General features: G+C 65.4%; 17 protein-coding genes and 1 other RNA gene. 9 read left to right on the forward strand and 9 right to left on the reverse strand.

Annotation, left to right across the window (positions count from 1 at the left end):
• Positions 1 to 14: 14 nt before the first annotated feature.
• Together PV796_RS26810 and PV796_RS26815 are read right to left on the reverse strand one after the other, a co-directional pair.
• On the reverse strand, positions 15 to 671 hold the full coding sequence (locus PV796_RS26810) for a hypothetical protein (protein ID WP_274915949.1): 657 nt from the start codon (positions 669 to 671) through the stop codon (positions 15 to 17).
• Complete coding sequence (locus PV796_RS26815; protein ID WP_274915950.1) at positions 668 to 1,474, reverse strand: MerR family transcriptional regulator; 807 nt, start codon at positions 1,472 to 1,474, stop codon at positions 668 to 670. The genes PV796_RS26810 and PV796_RS26815 overlap by 4 nt, the downstream gene beginning before the upstream one ends.
• Before the next feature lie 77 nt (positions 1,475 to 1,551).
• Between PV796_RS26815 and rnpB the strand changes: the two genes are divergently transcribed.
• The 3 genes from rnpB to PV796_RS26830 all read left to right on the forward strand — a co-directional run bounded on the left by rnpB (position 1,552) and on the right by PV796_RS26830 (position 3,908).
• Positions 1,552 to 1,950, forward strand: an RNA gene (gene rnpB / locus PV796_RS26820) — RNase P RNA component class A.
• A 567-nt stretch (positions 1,951 to 2,517) separates the two neighbouring features.
• Complete coding sequence (locus PV796_RS26825; RefSeq protein ID WP_274915951.1) at positions 2,518 to 2,958, forward strand: hypothetical protein; 441 nt, start codon at positions 2,518 to 2,520, stop codon at positions 2,956 to 2,958.
• 725 nt (positions 2,959 to 3,683) lie between these two features.
• Positions 3,684 to 3,908, forward strand: coding sequence for a hypothetical protein (locus PV796_RS26830; protein ID WP_274915952.1), 225 nt, complete (start codon positions 3,684 to 3,686; stop codon positions 3,906 to 3,908).
• Positions 3,909 to 4,045: 137 nt separating this feature from the next.
• On the opposite strand, the gene PV796_RS26835 is transcribed toward PV796_RS26830, so the two are convergent.
• A complete protein-coding gene (locus tag PV796_RS26835; RefSeq protein WP_274915953.1) occupies positions 4,046 to 4,945 on the reverse strand; it encodes an alpha/beta fold hydrolase in 900 nt (299 codons plus the stop codon).
• 476 nt (positions 4,946 to 5,421) lie between these two features.
• Here PV796_RS26835 and PV796_RS26840 point away from each other — a divergent pair, with 476 nt between their 5' ends.
• On the forward strand, positions 5,422 to 5,829 hold the full coding sequence (locus tag PV796_RS26840) for a hypothetical protein (protein WP_274915954.1): 408 nt from the start codon (positions 5,422 to 5,424) through the stop codon (positions 5,827 to 5,829).
• Between the two features lie 102 nt (positions 5,830 to 5,931).
• On the opposite strand, the gene PV796_RS26845 is transcribed toward PV796_RS26840, so the two are convergent.
• Positions 5,932 to 6,183, reverse strand: coding sequence for a hypothetical protein (locus PV796_RS26845; RefSeq protein ID WP_274915955.1), 252 nt, complete (start codon positions 6,181 to 6,183; stop codon positions 5,932 to 5,934).
• 833 nt (positions 6,184 to 7,016) lie between these two features.
• Here PV796_RS26845 and PV796_RS26850 point away from each other — a divergent pair.
• Positions 7,017 to 7,283 (forward strand): hypothetical protein, encoded by a 267-nt coding sequence (locus PV796_RS26850; protein ID WP_274915956.1) that lies wholly within the window; start codon positions 7,017 to 7,019, stop codon positions 7,281 to 7,283.
• Positions 7,284 to 8,662: 1,379 nt separating this feature from the next.
• Here PV796_RS26850 and PV796_RS26855 read toward each other — a convergent pair.
• Both PV796_RS26855 and PV796_RS26860 read right to left on the reverse strand, forming a co-directional pair.
• Entirely contained in the window at positions 8,663 to 9,037 is a 375-nt protein-coding gene (locus PV796_RS26855) for a hypothetical protein (protein ID WP_274915957.1), read from the reverse strand.
• A gap of 300 nt (positions 9,038 to 9,337) precedes the next feature.
• Positions 9,338 to 9,598, reverse strand: a complete 261-nt coding sequence (locus PV796_RS26860) for a hypothetical protein (protein WP_274915958.1) — start codon at positions 9,596 to 9,598, stop codon at positions 9,338 to 9,340.
• 2,231 nt (positions 9,599 to 11,829) lie between these two features.
• On the opposite strand from PV796_RS26860, the gene PV796_RS26865 reads away from it, so the two are divergent.
• From PV796_RS26865 to PV796_RS26880, 4 genes are all read left to right on the forward strand, one after another.
• Entirely contained in the window at positions 11,830 to 12,066 is a 237-nt protein-coding gene (locus PV796_RS26865) for a hypothetical protein (RefSeq protein WP_274915959.1), read from the forward strand.
• Between the two features lie 301 nt (positions 12,067 to 12,367).
• Positions 12,368 to 12,652, forward strand: a complete 285-nt coding sequence (locus tag PV796_RS26870) for a hypothetical protein (protein WP_274915960.1) — start codon at positions 12,368 to 12,370, stop codon at positions 12,650 to 12,652.
• Positions 12,653 to 13,428: 776 nt separating this feature from the next.
• Complete coding sequence (locus PV796_RS26875; RefSeq protein ID WP_274915961.1) at positions 13,429 to 14,256, forward strand: hypothetical protein; 828 nt, start codon at positions 13,429 to 13,431, stop codon at positions 14,254 to 14,256.
• Between the two features lie 278 nt (positions 14,257 to 14,534).
• Complete coding sequence (locus PV796_RS26880; RefSeq protein ID WP_274915962.1) at positions 14,535 to 14,813, forward strand: hypothetical protein; 279 nt, start codon at positions 14,535 to 14,537, stop codon at positions 14,811 to 14,813.
• 400 nt (positions 14,814 to 15,213) lie between these two features.
• On the opposite strand, the gene PV796_RS26885 is transcribed toward PV796_RS26880, so the two are convergent.
• The 3 genes from PV796_RS26885 to PV796_RS26895 all read right to left on the reverse strand — a co-directional run bounded on the left by PV796_RS26885 (position 15,214) and on the right by PV796_RS26895 (position 16,517).
• A complete protein-coding gene (locus tag PV796_RS26885; RefSeq protein ID WP_274915963.1) occupies positions 15,214 to 15,543 on the reverse strand; it encodes a hypothetical protein in 330 nt (109 codons plus the stop codon).
• Between the two features lie 126 nt (positions 15,544 to 15,669).
• Positions 15,670 to 15,951 (reverse strand): hypothetical protein, encoded by a 282-nt coding sequence (locus tag PV796_RS26890; RefSeq protein WP_274915964.1) that lies wholly within the window; start codon positions 15,949 to 15,951, stop codon positions 15,670 to 15,672.
• A gap of 323 nt (positions 15,952 to 16,274) precedes the next feature.
• On the reverse strand, positions 16,275 to 16,517 hold the full coding sequence (locus tag PV796_RS26895) for a hypothetical protein (protein WP_274915965.1): 243 nt from the start codon (positions 16,515 to 16,517) through the stop codon (positions 16,275 to 16,277).
• Positions 16,518 to 16,801: the final 284 nt, after the last annotated feature.

A 16,801-nucleotide genomic window follows, 5' to 3' on the forward strand; every position in this document is an offset into this window, starting at 1 on the left:
CCCGCCCGGCCCCCTCACCCCGGCGCCACCGACTCCCCGGGCTCCGCCGCCCGCCCGGACGTCCGCGCCTCGGCCACCGCCCCGCGCACCGCGGCCACCGCGCCCCGCGCGTCGTCCGCGTGGAACCGCACCGTCCGCACCACCTCCCGCCGCCCCAGCAGCCGCACCGCCTCCACCGGCCCGGTCAGCTCCAACGTCACCGACGTCTGCCCGCCCACGGCCAGCTCCAGCACCCCGTCGTCCCGCGCGCCCCGCCCGAACCGCAGGTCGTACCGCACCGAGGCGATCCGCTCCAACGGGATCCGCACCGCCATCCGGGCACCGTCGCGCACCACCACCCCGTCCGCCCCCACCACATGCGGCCTGGTCACCGCCGCGGCCTGGTTCCCCAGCACCATCAGCACCGCGTAGACGTCGACCACCAACGTCACCGCGTGCACCACCGGCAGGTCCCGCACCAGCAGGCTCGCCCCGACCGTCTCCACCCCGCACACGAACGTCAGCCCGTACAGCAGCGCCGCCTGCGCCCCCGCATACGGCAGCGCCCGCGCGCCCGCCGGCACCCCGCCCCGGTGCCGCACCACCCACCACACCAGGCTCACCAGCCACCGCCCCTCGTGCCGGACCAGCCGCCCCACCCGTGCCCCGAACCCCAACCCGGCCCCGCTCACCGCGCCCGCTCCTCGATCATCCGCACCGCCCGCCGCACCGCCGCCACCTGGGCCGGCGCCAACTCCGCCACCATCAGCTCCGCCCAGAACTCCGCCCCCGGCCCGAAGTCCGTCGTGCCCCCGGCCCCGGCGGCGACCGCCTCCACCGCCCCCTCCGGCACGCACTCCACCAGCGCCCGCGCCGCCCCTGCCACCCGCGGATCGTCCACCGCCGCCCCCACCAGCCCGTCCAACAACCCGTACACCGCGTACGCCCGCTCCATCGCCCCCGGCGCCGCCATCGCCTCCCGCAGCGCCGCCGCCATCGCCCCCTGCACCCGACCGTCCCCCGACGTCTCCAGCAGGGCCAGCACCTCCCGCTCCCGCGCCGCCATCGCCGGCTCCGGCCCCGGCAGCCGCGCCGACGCCCGCGCCATCTCCCCGAACAGCTCGGCCAGTTGCTCCGACACCGGCCCCTCCTCCGGCAACCCGCCCGGCTCCTCGGCCCGCCGCAGCAGCTCCGCCAGCCGCACCCGCCGGACCCGCAGCGCCTCCTCCTGCCGCGCCAGATCCGCGTCCAGCTCCGTCAGCACCTCCCGCAACTCCCTTCCGGCGTCGTCCGCCAACACGTCCCGGACCTCCTCCAGCCCGAGCCCCAGCTCCGTCAGCCGCCGTACCCGCGCCAACGCCACCGCGTCGCGCAGCCCGTACTCCCGGTAGCCGTTGGCCCGCCGCACCGGCTCCGGCAGCAGCCCAAGCTGGTGGTAGTGGCGTACCGTCCGCGTGCTGACGCCGGCCAACCCGGCGAGTTCCCCGATCCGCATGGGGCCAGTAGAAACGTTGACGCAACGGCAAGGTCAAGCGACCGGCGCCCGCCAGGTAGCATGGTCGGCACGGCGGACGAGCCGGCCGGGCGGCCGCGTGGGGATCACCGATCCCCCCGAGGAACGTCCGGGCTCCACACGGCAGGGTGGTGGGTAACGCCCACCCGGGGTGACCCGCGGGACAGTGCCACAGAAAGCAAACCGCCTGGCTTCACGGCCAGGTAAGGGTGAAACGGTGGTGTAAGAGACCACCAGTGCCCAGGGTGACCTGGGCAGCTAGGTAAACCCCACCCGGAGCAAGGTCAAGAGGGGCCATCGCTTGATGGCCCTGCGCGGACGATCGAGGGCTGCCCGCCCGAGTCCGCGGGTAGACCGCACGAGACTGCCGGCAACGGCAGTCCTAGATGGATGGCCGCCTCCCGGCCGACCGCAAGGTCGCCCGGAGACAGAACCCGGCGTACAGGCCGACTCGTCCGCCGCCTAAGCCCCTGACCTGCGAAAACGCGCCGGCTGGGGGCATCGGAAGCCGCAATGAACACACTCCCCTGACCTGCGGTTCCCCCAGGAGTTCCGGCCGTGAATGCGCACTGAACGCGCACCGCCGCGCCTGCACACGCAGACCGTCAGGGGCACGAGTAAGCGGTACCTCAGGTGCAGACGAACGGCCCCACCCTGGAACGTTGGCGGTGACCGTCCAGAAAGGCCGGACAGTCGAGGGGACATCAATTCAGGGACCCCGTAGATCCGCACATAACACCCTTACGTCATACGGCTCTTGTGGGTTGCCGTATGCCGGATGCGCTCAACGCTGTGCATAGCGGCTCCGCCGCACTCTGCATATGCTGGCGGCACACCTGCCGCTCGGTACACTGCCGCCAACTACCCGCTGCGCGCCCCGGATTGGCAGGGGATGTTCGACAGGTCGGAGACGGCCAGGATGCCGAAATGTCTCGCGACCATCTGACGGGGCAGGTTCGAGACGTTCCATCACCCACCGTCAGCTCCAAAGCCAGTCTCAACAGCGCTGCATCAGAGGAGAATTCATGCCGGACGTCCAGGTGATCCGGATGCACGAGGACACGATCCGCATTGGGAGTCTGGACTCAGCAGTAGACCGGGTGGCCAGCTTCTTCGGCGCCTATGTCGATACCGTATTCAATGGCACCGACCCCTTCCTGGCCAAGCGACTTCGCGCCCATTACCTCACGCACGACCTCCAATGTCGCCTGGCAGCCTGGGAGGAGACCAATCCGGCCGACGGCGTTCTGCGTGCCCAACGTCTCCCCACCAAATGGGATGTTCGGTACCGCAATTCCGATGCCGTTCGCGCCCTCACCACGGTCACCCTCGCCTGGGATGTCGGCCCTGAGGCCGGCAGTACCCAACTTGTGGTGGAGAGCGAGTTGCGCACGAAGCTCATCGCGGACATTTCCGCGATGAGCTGGCCAATGGCTACCCTCGCAGCCGGATCACGGCGCGGGTAACCGTGCCTTAGGCCGCTTCTGCTGGCCGGTAGGTTCGGCCCGTATCCCGAGCGGCGGTGACGTTGCGAGGGAACGGACGAGGCGGGCGATCTCGTCGCGAGTCATGAGAGCGTCAGTGCCGAGGCGGCGGTGAGGTCGATGCTGCTGGGCATGCCCGCCCCCGAAGCCCGGCCGTTCCCCGCCTCGCGAGCCGGATTACGGTTGGCCCGGTCGCGGCGCTAGACCGGGCCAACCGACCGCCTCAGGCCAGGCGGCTGTCGCCCGACTGCAGCCAGCACGGGGGAGCGGAACGGCCGCAGCCAACGACGACACACGCGACCATCGCATCACACCCCGCGCGATTCCATCGGCCACGCCGTCATGCAGCTGACGTCAGGCCCATCTCGTGGCGATCGCGCACGTCGCCGGTCTCGACGATTCCCCACGGCCTCGGATGTCGATTCCGTTCCGGCCGTCGACCGCTAGGCGACCGGGGCACCATGCGCGAAGCCCGACGGGTTCGACGTTGTCGTAGTGGGCGACGCGGGAGAATCCCGGGTAGGCAGAGCAGCCACCTGCGAGGCCCGCCAAATTGCTGCCGCCTTGGACCAAGCTCGACCACACAAAGCCTCTGAGGCACGGGTGGTCGTCTGTTTGGCTGAAACACCTGCACCTAGGACATGAAAAAGGAAATTGCGGTCAAGGCAAATTACGGGGAACCGCCATCGTGATTTTCAGGAGGAACTATGCGCATCCGCAAGGTCGTTGCCGCTATGGCGCTCGCCGGAGCTGCAGCTCTCGGCGCTGCTGGACAGGCCAGCGCCGTCGAGAGCGCACAAGGAGGCACCAGGCAGAACCCAAGTCGAGGTCACTTCCAGTTGGGAGAAGTCATGCCTCACGAAGAAATGAGTCCAGCCTTCGACTCGCTGTCTGACTCGCACCTGAATCAGGTGCTGGGTCTATTTGGCTAATGCTACGAGTTCTGCACGGCGGTGGCTCGTCAGAGCGAACGTGAAGGGGCGGCTGGCCAACGACTTTACCCATCGCCCGCCGCCACCCTGCTCCGGAATTCCCAAGGCCCGACGCGGGAACGTAAATCTCGACGCTCTCACCCTTCGAGCGGATGGAAGAAACCCAGGTCATCGTACGGCTGGTCGCTGAAGAAGCGTGCCCATAGCTCTGCGGTCTCTTCTACGCGCTCCAAGCCGCACAGGTGGTCAGTTTCTTTGATCGTGGTGAATTGGGCTTGTGGGAACAAAGCGGCAACTTTTCGCCCCTGATGAGGGGGAGTGAGAATGTCGTGCTCCCCGGTGAAGACTAGGCAGGGGATGTCCGGCAATGTCCCTTCCGCATACATGCCGTGACGCAACAGTCGAGCACTATGTTCCAGGTCCATACGCACACCCTGATCGGTGCGATCCATGAATTGCTTAAAGAGGATCCTGGACATGACTTTGTGCTTGCGTACCGTGCCGGCCGTCGGTGGGGAGGTGAAGAGATCGACCAGATCGCGTGCGACCCCAGCTCTGTCGCCTCTTCCCAGCAGATCCGTCCACCGAGACACAGCTTTCACGTAGTACTCGGGCACTTCCAAAATCATTCCAGCCAGGCACAGGCGCCGCACCGCTGCCGGATAGCGCTGGGTGAACCGCAGCGCCACGGCGCCTCCGTAACACGCCCCCATAAGGTTCACCGCGGAATGCCCGAGAGAGTCCAGGGCGTGATGCAGGGCGTCAGCGAGGAAATCTAGACCGAATTCCGATGGGAGGAAGTCTGAATTTCCATACCCAGGCAAATCCACGGTGATTACGGTGCCAGCCCGGATGAGCCTCTCTTCGTGCCGCGGCCATGTGTAGCGATCTTGCGAGGATCCGCCCAGCATGACGATGGGAACGGTCACAGGCTCCCGAGAGGGAACCACTCGAACGTAATACTCGAACCCCTGGAACGAGAAGAGGTGTTCGGTGATTTGAAAATCCGTGCATGCCTTGGTGGTGTCGATGGACACGAAAGCTCCTCCTTGGTGAGAACTCCACCGGGAAATCCTGGTCTCCCGGTTGCCCGTAGTTCGCGAGCCCGAACCGAGGAGTCTTGGCATCGTGACTCAGGTGCTCCTTTGTGTCCACGAAGGCGTGCGCGCAACACGCGAGAACTTGATGGCGAGTACCTCTATCGCCACTGGTTGGTGTATTTATTTATCTTGTTACAAGTGACCGGAAGGGCGGAGGGCGGGTGCGATCTGATCGCCGCCCGTCGATCAATGTGCGACTTTCGTAATTTCAGTCGTAGGTGCAATTCTTCACGGATTGGACAGATCGGGCACGCGTGCGAAGAAAGGCCGTTGCCGGTCAAAGAGGTTCTGATGGTAGATGAATGGGTGATTGTGCTCCGGCTCCCGTTACCAGGTCAGGGAGTGTTCCGTTTCATGAGGAAGGCAGTCATAAGTAATCGGTTTCCATGAAGGCAATGAAGGTCTGGGGTTCCATGCGCAAGATTCAGCAGATCGCGCTGATCGTCGCGGCGGCCGGTGGTCTGTCCGCTATCGGTGCTGGGGCGAGCCACGCCGACGCTCCTGTCGGATACAACGGCGTCGCGCCGTCCAGCGCTCCGCTGCCGATGTCTCCGGGGCCTGCTCCGCAAGCAGCCGCTCCGGCACCGGCGCCTGGCCCGCAGGTCGCGCCTCAAACGGCACCGCGGGTCGCGCCCGAAGTCGAAGTTCCGCAGGTCTTCTCCCCGCAGCCCGCGCCTCAGGTCAACCCTCAGTTCAACCCTCAGGTTGACCCGTTGATCAATCCGTTGATTTCACCCAACGTCCCGCAGGTCAACCCGTTCGGGTTGGGACGACTCGCTGCGCCCCTCGTGGGTCAGGTGGACCTGCCCGGCACTGTCTGAGCCTTCCGCTTAAGGGCGCTTGGAGAGCTGTCCTTGAGGTTCCTGGGCAATGGTGGCCATGCCGTCGCGCGCTCGTGCCCTTCCTCCGTGCAGTGGCGTGAGTTACCGGGCATGAACGCAGTCGTACTTGGTCATGTTCGGAAACCCAGGAAGCAGATCGGGCGGCGGGCGCCGAGTTTGCAGCGAGACCACCGTGGCGCCCTCGGTGCTCTCCTCGGTCCCGTGGTTTGCCACGTGTGGGCTTGACTCGTCGCCGCCGTCTGCGTCTTCGACGTCGTTGTTCGCCATGGGTTTGCGGAACCCTATGGCCACCAGGTCAGGGATGACGAAGCCGACCCTGAGCGCCGAGGTCATCCCAGCGATTCACGGCCTTGGCGAGCGGCTGGCGGTGCGGCAACAGCGCCCATTTCCACATGACCTTGAGGCAACTCGTCGGCAGCCAACCACGGGTTAAGCAAGGCCAGCGAGGTTCAAGAATGTCCAGTGCCGTGCTCACCGCTCGGTTCCGCACCAATTCGGGCCGCAGGGGTGCCAGGCACCGGTAGCCGCACGCTTCGGATTCATCGCAGCAGCCGAGGGTGAGGTAGATGGATTGGGCTGACCCTTCGTGCTCGGTGCGGTCGTAGAAGTCCATGAAGGGGCTGCGCGGGGTGGCGTTGGGGACAGCCGTTTCCAGAGATTCCCTGGAAGGCCGACGCCGGCCGTGCACCTCTGGTAATCGGGTCCTTCCTCGCGAAACGCGTACCTGACGCACAGGGAACGCTGGCGCGCTCGTCTGTTCGACGCGGTACTCCGCAAGCAGGAACGACGGGGCCTACGCCTCATCCCGCAGGAACACAACGACCTGGCCATCCTGGCCCGATTCTGGACACCAGTACGCCAGAGCACGCCGTGCCGGGATTCGACCCGGCCGGGCAACATACCCGAGCCGGGTGCGTCGACCGAGGAGTCATGGTGCCGAAGGACGACACCTTCCGGAGGCTGCGACACAAACCGTCAGATGCCCCGCGGCATGGGGGAGTTGACGTGAACAAAAGTTGAGCCAACCGATGTACCGAGGGCCCTGCGAACCCTGACGGACTATCTGATCACCCGTACGGACCGCTGGGCGGGAGAAGATCGGGAAATCGGCGTACTTCTTGAGTCGAGGGCGGCACGGGCCGTCCCAGTCAGAAGGAGCTTCTCCCATGCGTATTCGTCTGATGCAGCGCGCGGTTCTCGGGGCGGCAGCCGCTGTTCTGGCGGCTGGCACCGTGGTGGTAGGTACGGGAACGGCCTCCGCGACGCCTGCACCGGCCACCGCCTCCGCAGGGTCTGCCCAGTCTGCCCCCTCGCTTTCCGACCGCCACAACAAACGTCACGAGGAGCGCCGTGACTGTGACTGCGGCCGGGGCTTCGACCGGTTCTACGGCGATCGTTTCCAGCGCTACGGGTTGCTCGGCTGGCTCATCTGACGGCCGCGTTGCCAGCCGCCGTGAATGGCGGTAGGCAACAATAAGTGGCGGAGCTCCGCCTGTTCGTGCCAGGCCGCTCTGGGCCGGCCCCGGCAAGTCACACGCCGGGGCCGGCTCCATGCTGTCGAGGAATTCGTAAGCGACCGTTCCAGACGGTCCGGTGGGCGTGACGATCAGATGGGATCCGGGACGAACGTGAGCCCACGGTCAATGACGCAGTCAGTCTGTCCTGGGCCAGCTGTCCTGCCTCCGGCGTCGCGCCACGGGCGGATGTACGTCTCGCTCACGTGGGCGGCAATCAGGAGGTCAACGGTCTGTGCCGTCCCTCGGGCGGGGTGGCCCGGCAGGTGTACCAGGGTCCTGCGGATCAGAGGCAACGGCATCGCCTGTATGGGCTGGACTCGCCTGCCAGTTGGAGCGGTTGGTAACCCCGGCCGAGGGGAGCCGACGACGGTGTCGGGCCACACCGTCGCCACTGTCCGAACCACGGCGACCCGGATGTTCCGTGGAACCAGTCCGCGATCCCACTGGACCGGGCGGCTTGGCGCATTTCCGCTCGGTCTTGAACCGCAGGTCCAACTCCCGACGCTCCACGATGCGGACCGCCAGGGGAGCGGGCCGGAGAACACCGGAGTGGTGAGCTTCGAGGAAGCCGCGAGCGACCAAGCGCCGCACGAGGCCCATCCGCTCCTCCTCCGTCAGGCACGCAGCCGGACCGATCAACATCAGCAGCAACGAGTTGGTCAACACACAGGGGTCTAGCAACCCGGCCTGATCCAAGGCGCTGATGCAGAGGGCGCCAAGCTCTTCCGTATGGAGAGTGAGGGTGCGCACCACCTCGGTGTGTACTGACAAGATCAGCGAACCGGGGTCCTCGACGGTGAGTTTCGGGTAGATGCGGTCGCCGTCGGGGAGCAGGGGATGACGCGGCGGCAGTGGTGCCAGCGCCAGCTCGGCGGAGCGGAGCCTGGCCGTGTGCAAGGTGGAGCGGCCGTCCGGCCCAGGGACGCACTTCTCGCCAGGGGCGGCCCGGCAGTCCACGCAGGTCCGTTGCCGAGCAGCCTCCCGGACCTGGAGCGGGACGACTTTGTGCATGTCGGGCAGTGTGACAACGTCACGGACCCTCAAGTGGCAGGCCCGCCGGGCTGCTTCAGTGCCACCCCATTGTTCACCCGATCGCACAGCGCCGTCGCCGGGCGGACCTGTTGAGCCACAGCCGAACCAGGCACAGGCCGCTCATGCTTACGGAGCCAGACGTGACTCCACGAACGTGTTGTCGAGCTTGGGGCCGTCGTGCTCAGCAACTGCACATCCCACCAGCCCTCGTTGGGGATCGATCCGTCAAGTGACGACGTGCGGAAGCCCTCCAGGCACAGGGGTCACGCGCCTGGAAGGAAGTGTCCGTTGTGCAGGCGCTGCTTCCCTTCCCGGACAGCGTTCCCCCCGATGCCGGTGGCTACTTCGACTCGATGTGCGAGATCGACCACCACCTGCTCATCGGCCGTCAGGTAGAGAACCGCACGACGCTCCCATCGCCGGTGCTCGACGCCTTCCGGCTGATCAGGAAAAGCGGACATCAGCACCGTTGATCCCTCTCGGGCGACCCTGCGTGCAGCTCGACGTGCGGTCGAGAAGTCATCCCCGGAAGGGATGTGCCCAATGGAGTCGGCCAGCGCTTCACGGAGGTCGACCGTCGCCTTCTCGGTGAGCGCGATGAGCAGCGTCTCCTTGAAGCACGCCATCGTGGAATCCATTAGGCATGTGTGAAGTTGAGACAATCCACGGTTACGGATTGTCGCCGTATTCGGCGAGCACTGTCGACCATCTAGCCTTCGTTGCCGAGTAGTTACTGGTTGACGCAGCGCGGCAAGAGGAAATTCTGCTGGTCACCCCACACCGTCAGGTAACGCGTCTCGCCAGCCATCGGGTCCACGTGCCTGAGCTGGCATCCTCCTTGCTCCCGGGCGGTTTCCTGTCGAAAGCCGAAACGGGCTCGGCGTCGGGCTTGTAGCCCGAACACCGAACCCATTCCGATGACCGCGGTGAAGCAGCGCTCAGATGCCGCCGTGGCCGCAGTCGGAACCCAAGGGACTGACCTGCGCACCCGGTGCGCCCTCGCCGTTGATCGCGTTCCCCAGCAGGCCGTTGAGGATCCCGATCTGGCCGAGGATGTCGAGGTTCAAGTCGTGAGTGCGGCACCCACCGCCCATTCCGCCAGCTCGCTCCGTGGGTTGGGCGGAGGCGGTGCCGGCACCGAGGAGGCCGACGCTACCAAGAACAGCCGCCACGACAGCAGCTTTCTGAAGATTGCGCATTGATTCTCCTTGAGTCGAGTACAGCGAACATCAAAGATCCACTTCGGGCTGCTCTCGGAGGCTAATGCGATAAGTTCCACGCCGCTCATCGAGACCGGCATCCGGGGTATGGCACCCGAGTTCGGGGATCCTGCGGAGTGCCAGAACTACGCAGGCAGGCATCCGGAGAGGGGCGGCTCGCCTGAGCCGTCTTACTCGCTGCGGCAGCGTGACGGACGAGGTTTCTCGGACGGCGGTGCCGTCTCGACGACACAGGACGCGTATGTAGAAGACCCAGCAATTTTCGTCACGAGCTCGGGCGTCCCGTGGTCCGACGACTATGCCTGTTTTGATTCAAAGGCCCTTCCATGACGAGGAGGCCGCCCTCGATCCATGGCTAGCTGACTGTCGTGACCGCACAAGACCGTCAGGCGCGGGCGCTACGGAGGCGACCCAGTCCGTGCTCGCTCGACCGCTTTCCTCTCGGGCCGACGACGCCAAGGAAGCCGCCCCGACTTTGGAGGCGCAACTGCCCCTGACAAGGAGGCCGTGCTTCGTGGGGACCATCATATCCCGGTCCAACGATGTGGTCGTCTGCCGAAGACGAATAGTCGTTTGCTGCACGGGAGTTGAGTTGCGGGTCGTGCGTGTACCGACCTCGATACTGGCTTGGCCCAGTCCGGGTTGATCTGATTCCGCAGGGCCGCGTGGGACCGTGTCGCTTCGCCTACTGCCCCAGGACGGCGCCGCTACTCGTCCCGGGTCTTTGTACGTTCCGGGCCGGTCGACCCTCCCTCGCGATGACAAGTACGGTCTGTGGGTCGGGTGTTGGCCGCGTGACGTTCCGCTGAGGCCGCCGCACGGCTCCGAGTAGTCGCTCAGCGCTCTTCAGAACCGCCGGTGGGGATCGACCTGACCGTTTTGATCGTGACACGCACCCACCGCAAGTCTCGGGGACATCCGGAGACTGCTTGGCTCTCACGAGCCAGGACCAACTGCCCTGCAAAATAGACATATACAGTGTGAATGGGAACAGGCAAGCCAGTGCTTCCCGGTTCCTCAAGACGTTGTGGTAGATGAATATTGCGTGGAATTAGGGCTGTCGGAGTAGGGGAGGGACGGAGAGGCGAGCCACTCACGAAGCAGGTGACGTCCGATCGCCGCCGACCGAGTTTCCTCCGGGTTTGATAGGAACGTAAGTCCACTCAAGTGACCGGTACTTGGCGTGCGGAATCCATCGACCGTAGCCGTACGGAGGCCGGAATCAACATCGATGAGACAGGCTTCTGGGCCGCCAGCGAGTGTGAGTTGGGCAAAGGTTCCGGACCCGAGAACAGTAGGGAGCGTGAAGGGCGTAGCATGGCAGGGTTCTTTCTGATGGGAGGACGTTGGCGGTCAGCGTGTTATTAGCCCTTCCGCGCTGGCCGCCGTTCTCCTGCTCTGCGTGCAGGGTTGCCAGCAGGTTTCGCCCCTGAGGCATTCGGAAAATAACTTCTTCATGCAGAATTAGGGATGCGGCCGCCGTGGTGGGCTGAAGCGTCAACGACCCGTCTGGCTATCGCCCGTTCACCTCCCCACGGGTATTGGTGGGCGGCAAAAGATCGTCACGAACCTTGCGTACCCTGCGCCGAGTTGGGCTGATGGCAAGTGGTTGGCGTCAAGTGGCGCGTGCCAACTCGCCGGAGTTCGGGAGTAGATCAGGACTGCTGGTGAAGGGCGGCTACCGGCACTCCAAATGATTCTTGAGGGCGCGCAAACGGGTGAGTGCGCAGAGGCTGCCGTTACCGCGACACATGGTTCCCCGTTCCTCGCTGGGAGAGGGCAGCGGTTGGGACTGCGGCCCGTCGACCAGGGCGTCTTGTTCCTGAGCTAGGTGGGGCGCGGCGGTGGTGTCGGTGCGCTGTCTTCAGGTGTGCAGGGTGTGGAGCCCCGGGTTGCCTCTACTCGCGCACAAGACGGCGATAAGTAATCGGTTTCCATGTAGGTAATGAAGGGCTGAGGGTTCCATGCGTAAGCTTCAACAGATCGCGCTGGTCGTCGCAGCGGCCGGCGGTCTGTCCAGTATCGGCGCCGGTGTGAGTGTCGCCGACGCTCCTGTGGGATATGGCCCCACACCGCAGAACGCGCCGGGGCCTGACGGCAATCAGGCCGCCGCCTGGACCGCTTCGGGCGCCACGTCGCACGCTTACGGCTCGCGTGGCGGACCGCAGCACGCTGCTCCGCAGTCCGTCGCTCAGCCGCAAGGCGCGCAGGTGTCCCCACAGGTCAACCCCCAGATCAGCCCCCACCTTTCTCCTCAGGTCGCTCAGGTCCTGCCGCAGTCCGCCCCGTCCGAGCAGAACAACCTGTTCCGGCCGGCCCAGGAGTGCAGCCCGCAGTCGCTGCTCGACGCCAACGTCCCGATCGGCGTGCTCGCCACTCCCGAGACCCGCGGATTCACCTGCGCCCAGACCAACTCCCAGGCCAACGCCTTGGCCACCGCGAGGTAGGTCAACTGCGGCCGCGCGCCGCAATCGGACCCTTCGCGGGTACGCCCCGGAGGGTCCGATTGCGGCTCGGGGCCGCGGAACGTTTGGATTACGCCGCCGAACAGGTGGATCTCCGCACCGCAGGTCACCGATATTGCCAGGTCAGGACCTCGAACTACGGCGACGGCGATGCAATTCCCGACTGCCCCATCTCATAATGCGGCGCGTCGCGCAGAGTTGACGGATATTTCCTATTAGCCTCCCTGTCTGTACGAAGTCGGTACATCACAGACCGCATCGGCTCAATCTTTCCGGAGAAACAATGCGCATGCTTTACAAGGCTGCCGTCGTGGCCGCCGCCCTCGGTAGCGTCGGCTTCCTCGGCGCCGGCACCGCCAACGCAGACGGTCGCGGTGGTGTCGGCGGAGGTCAGTTCGACATCAGGCAGAGCTCGCAGTGCCGGTCGCATGACCTGAACCTCGATGTCCTCGGCGAGGTTGGGGTCCTCAACGGCCTGCTGGGTAACGCGCTCAACGGCGAAGGTGCGCCGGGCGCGCAGTCCACCCACCTGGGTTCGACCATGGGGTGCAACAACACCGCCTTCTGATCGACGCCCATCGCGTAGGTCACCCGAAGGGGTCCCGACACCGAGCCGCAAGGCTGGGTGTCGGGACCCCTTTTTGCTTGGTGTAAATGCACTTGAACGCGAGTTCCCTCAGCGTTGTGACGACTTTTCCTTGGGTGAATGAAATCGGATTATCCGAATTAATCGGAATCTTCATGACGGCTTCTAGATCCATCCCGGCGGATTTCACGACTTCCGTGAAGTCCCTCTCGGTTGTGGTCGCACTTCTCCGGGGCAACTCTCAGGCGACCCGCGACACGGACATGGCAGCCCGGCAAAGGGAAAGCAAGCAGCTGAACGAGAAATCGGCCGTGTGCGGAGGGGTGGCAGGGCGCCCAGGCGGACCGCAACGCTCCCAAAGTCGCCCCCAGCGCTTCGAATGACCCTTGGTCGTGGGCAAATGGGTGAGTGCACTCGGGTTCCCGTTACCAGGCCGGGGGGTGTTCCGTTCCTCGGAGAGGACAGCGAGTGGGGCTGTGGGGCATCGGCTGGGACGACGTGACCCTGGTGCCGGGCAGTTCCCGGCGATGATGTTGGCGTGCGACCCGGTGTAGTTCGGAGGCCAGGCGATGACGGTGTCGTCAGCTCCAACGAGCATTGCAGGGTTTCGCGTTCGGCATGGTTGCGGACCGGCAGGATGCTTCCGGCGTGGTTCTCCCGAGGTGCACAGGGTGTGGAGCCCCGAGCTGCCTCTGCTTGTGGACAAGACAGCGATAAGTAATCGGTTTCCATGTAGGTAATGAAGGGCTGAGGGTTCCATGCGTAAGCTTCAGCAGATCGCGCTGGTCGTGGCAGCGGCCGGCGGTCTGTCCAGTATCGGGGCCGGCGTGAGCTACGCCGATGCTCCTGTCGGATACAACGGCGCCGCCACGCCCCCCGCCCCGCAGTCGACGGCGCCGGGGTTCGCTCAGCAGCCCTCGGCTCCGCAAGCTCCCACTCAGCAGCAGTACGCTCCACCTCCTCCTCAACAGCAGCCTGCTCCGCAGCAGTACGTGCAGCAGCCCGTTCAGCAGCAGTACGCTCCGCCTGCTCCGCCGCAGTATGCCCAGCAGCCTGCTCCGCAGCAGTACGTGCAGCAGCCCGTTCAGCAGCAGTACGCTCCGCCTGCTCCGCCGCAGTATGCCCAGCAGCCTGCTCCGCAGCAGTACGTGCAGCAGCCCGTTCAGCAGCAGTACGCTCCGCCTGCTCCGCCGCAGTACGCCCAACAGCCCGCTCCGCAGCAGCAGTACGGGCCGCAACAGGAAAGCCCACATGCCAGCGCATGGGCTGCTTCGCACAGCGTTGCGCAGGCCACCACTTCCTCGGCCAATGGTCCGCAGCAGTCTCCGCAAGCCGCCGCTCCGGCACCTGGCGGGCAGGTCGCTCCCCAGGCAGCCCCGCAGGTTACGCCGCGTGTGGCGCCTGAGGTCGCGGTTCCGCAGGTCCTTCCCCCGCAATCCGGTCCCCAGGTCAACCCGCAGATCAGTCCCCAAGTCAGCCCGCTGGTCGACCCGTTGGTCTCACCGAGCGTCCCGCAGGTCAATCCGCTCGGAATGGGGCGACTGGCGGCACCTCCGGTGGGCCAACTGGATCTGCCCCACGTCTGATCCCTCACCCAAGGACGCTTGGAGTGCCGTCCTTGCGGTCCGGAGCAACGGAGACGGTGCCGTTCCCCTCACCGTCGAATGCCTGGTGGAACCGGCGATATCCCTCAACGAATGCGTACCTGTCGCCGGTCCCCTGAGGTGTTCCGCTAGACCAGAACGACCACTTTCCTCGCACGAGCCGATGCCATGTCCTGCTGTGGGGCACTCGGCGTGAGGCGCGTGTAGTGGCAAGCCCCGATCGGGTACGCATCGCAACCAACTCAACCACCGGAGAAGCAATGCACAAGTTCCACAAGGCTGCTGTCGTGGCCGTCGCCGCCCTCGGTAGCGTCGGCGCACTGGGGACTGGCACCGCCTTCGCCCATGGCGAGCCGGGCCACGACTTCGACATCAAGCAGGGCACGGAGTGCCGGTCGCACGACATGAACATCGATGTACTCGGTGCTGTCGGCGTCCTCAACGGCGTGCTGGGCAACGCGCTCAACGGTGAGGGCGCAGCGGGTGCGCAGAGCTCGCGTCTGGGCTCCAACATGCGCTGTGACAACGCCGCCTTCTGAGCGGGCGTCAAATGCGCAGTAGTCGATAGAAGTCCCGGCTCCGAACAATGAACTCGGAGCCGGGACTTACTTGTTCCTGAGCGATGCCAGACCTCTAGGCTTCCGCGAGTCTCAAGGATGTAAACCAGCGATGGCCGGACCGAGTTGAACTCGTTCCGGCCATCGCTGGTTTATGAAGCCGCCCGATGGTCCGCACCCCCGCTTCCAAACGAGTGCGGATCCGTAGGGCGAGCTGGCATGTCCTGCCCTTACGAGGTATCACGGGGCGTCGACCGTGTACTGGATTGCACCACGAGGGCTTAACCCCGACCGGCCGTGGTACGACCAGGACGTGGGAGGCGCCCCGGTCGCCGCGCTGCGGTCTCGACAGCTTGCCGAGTACCCGCCCTTGTGTGGAGCCTCAGTTCATGCCGTTCATCTGGTCCCCGGGAATCGGCGCGGTGTTGGAACACGTGATGGCGGGCCCGATCTGCGCACTCCCGGGGTTGAGAATGCCGTGTGTCGGAAGCGTCACGGGCGACGTCGGTTGGCAGGTCTGCGACTGATTCAGGGTGTATCCGCCGTCCTGGTTCGTGCCGGTGCTCCTCTGAAGGCAGGTGACATTGCCCTGGACGTCGCGTGAGCAGAGGCCGTTGGCGGCTACGGCGTTCGCCGGGGTGGCGATGACGCTGGCGGATGCGAGACCACCCAGCAATGCTGAGGCGGCTGCGATCTTCTTCCCACTGAACATGACCGTGTTCCTTTGTGATTGATGCTCGGGGCAGCGTGCCGATTCCGGTCCGCACCCGAACTCGGAGAATCGGAAGGGGGTCCGGTTCCCTGGGTCCGCATTCCCGGGCACCGGCCCCCCTTCCCGTTACTTGCTGAGGGCGCTGTTGTTGCAGCCCATGCCCGAGCCGACCGGGGACGCCTGCGCGCCCGCGGCGCCCTCGCCGTTGATCAGGTTGCTCGCCAGGCCGTTGAGGATGCCGACCTCGCCGAGGACGTCGAGGTTCAGGTCGTGCGACCGGCACTGGGATCCCTGGCTGATGGCGACGTGGTCGCCCGCACCGCCGTACGCATACGACGTGCCGGCGCCCAGGAACCCGAGGCTGCCGATGGCAGCGGTCACGACAGCAGCCTTGTGGATCTTGCGCATTTCTTCTCCATAGATTGGTCTGAAGCGATCTCTGGGTGATCACTTCATGCAGTTACGGTTAGTTAATACAAAAGATCCGCAGTTGCTGTGCGACGCGCCGAATGCTATGGGCGCGATAGACAGGCTTCAGCCCTTGAACATTCCCACGTCCCGGGCGAGTTGGGTCCTCAACGAACCGGAGGTGGGGCAGGTGATGCTAGGCGAATCACCCATTCAGCCGCACTGCGAGTGATCCTATTGCCCGCCCCAAAACAAAGCGGGCCCTTCGGGGGAACAATCCCGAAGGGCCCGCGTTTGGCGTCGGGTGCGGCTGACCCGGTGCCTTACTTGCGGAAGGCGTGGTTGAACTGGCCGCAGGTGGTGCCCCACGTTTCGGGTACGGCAAGCAAACCGAGCGGAAGGTTGGCGTCGGCCACCGTCTGCGGGCTGCACTCCTGGTACGGACGGAAGAGGTCGACGTGCTGCCTGGCGCCGCCGTGAGCGTAGGCGGTGCCGGCTCCGGCACCGATGGCGGTCAGGCCGCTGGCCGCCGCAGCGACGAGCATGACCTTTTGAATCTTGCGCATGGAACCCCTCGGCCCTTCGGTATCTATTCTGCAGCCCAATTGCTGTTTGTGGCTGCGCGAACACTAGCAGTAGTCAAAGTGGGGTTCTACTCCGCTTCGCGCCTTGTGTCGAACTCCGGGGTGAAGCCCCGGGGTTCGTGAGTGGAGCTTGCGTTCGCCCTTGCCCGCAAGGGGGGAGCTCCGGGTTCGTTGGGTGAACTGCATTCGCTGGCTGTGCGACGTCGAGTGGTGGGTCCCGGGTGCGCGGTGGCGAACTGCCCTGTGGGCGAAGTGGTCGGCTCGGG

It is taken from the genome of Streptomyces sp. WZ-12, from assembly GCF_028898845.1.
In the GTDB taxonomy this organism is placed as follows: domain Bacteria; phylum Actinomycetota; class Actinomycetes; order Streptomycetales; family Streptomycetaceae; genus Streptomyces.

What these genes read in the sequence shown, in the direction of transcription:
- PV796_RS26815 (WP_274915950.1), bottom strand. Translation starts at nt 1,474, where the DNA reads ATGCGGATCGGGGAACTCGCCGGGTTGGCCGGCGTCAGCACGCGGACG.
- PV796_RS26825 (WP_274915951.1), top strand. Translation starts at nt 2,518, where the DNA reads ATGCCGGACGTCCAGGTGATCCGGATGCACGAGGACACGATCCGCATT.
- PV796_RS26830 (WP_274915952.1), top strand. Translation starts at nt 3,684, where the DNA reads ATGCGCATCCGCAAGGTCGTTGCCGCTATGGCGCTCGCCGGAGCTGCA.
- PV796_RS26840 (WP_274915954.1), top strand. Translation starts at nt 5,422, where the DNA reads ATGCGCAAGATTCAGCAGATCGCGCTGATCGTCGCGGCGGCCGGTGGT.
- PV796_RS26845 (WP_274915955.1), bottom strand. Translation starts at nt 6,183, where the DNA reads ATGACCTCGGCGCTCAGGGTCGGCTTCGTCATCCCTGACCTGGTGGCC.
- PV796_RS26850 (WP_274915956.1), top strand. Translation starts at nt 7,017, where the DNA reads ATGCGTATTCGTCTGATGCAGCGCGCGGTTCTCGGGGCGGCAGCCGCT.
- PV796_RS26855 (WP_274915957.1), bottom strand. Translation starts at nt 9,037, where the DNA reads ATGGATTCCACGATGGCGTGCTTCAAGGAGACGCTGCTCATCGCGCTC.
- PV796_RS26860 (WP_274915958.1), bottom strand. Translation starts at nt 9,598, where the DNA reads ATGCGCAATCTTCAGAAAGCTGCTGTCGTGGCGGCTGTTCTTGGTAGC.
- PV796_RS26870 (WP_274915960.1), top strand. Translation starts at nt 12,368, where the DNA reads ATGCGCATGCTTTACAAGGCTGCCGTCGTGGCCGCCGCCCTCGGTAGC.
- PV796_RS26875 (WP_274915961.1), top strand. Translation starts at nt 13,429, where the DNA reads ATGCGTAAGCTTCAGCAGATCGCGCTGGTCGTGGCAGCGGCCGGCGGT.
- PV796_RS26880 (WP_274915962.1), top strand. Translation starts at nt 14,535, where the DNA reads ATGCACAAGTTCCACAAGGCTGCTGTCGTGGCCGTCGCCGCCCTCGGT.
- PV796_RS26885 (WP_274915963.1), bottom strand. Translation starts at nt 15,543, where the DNA reads ATGTTCAGTGGGAAGAAGATCGCAGCCGCCTCAGCATTGCTGGGTGGT.
- PV796_RS26890 (WP_274915964.1), bottom strand. Translation starts at nt 15,951, where the DNA reads ATGCGCAAGATCCACAAGGCTGCTGTCGTGACCGCTGCCATCGGCAGC.
- PV796_RS26895 (WP_274915965.1), bottom strand. Translation starts at nt 16,517, where the DNA reads ATGCGCAAGATTCAAAAGGTCATGCTCGTCGCTGCGGCGGCCAGCGGC.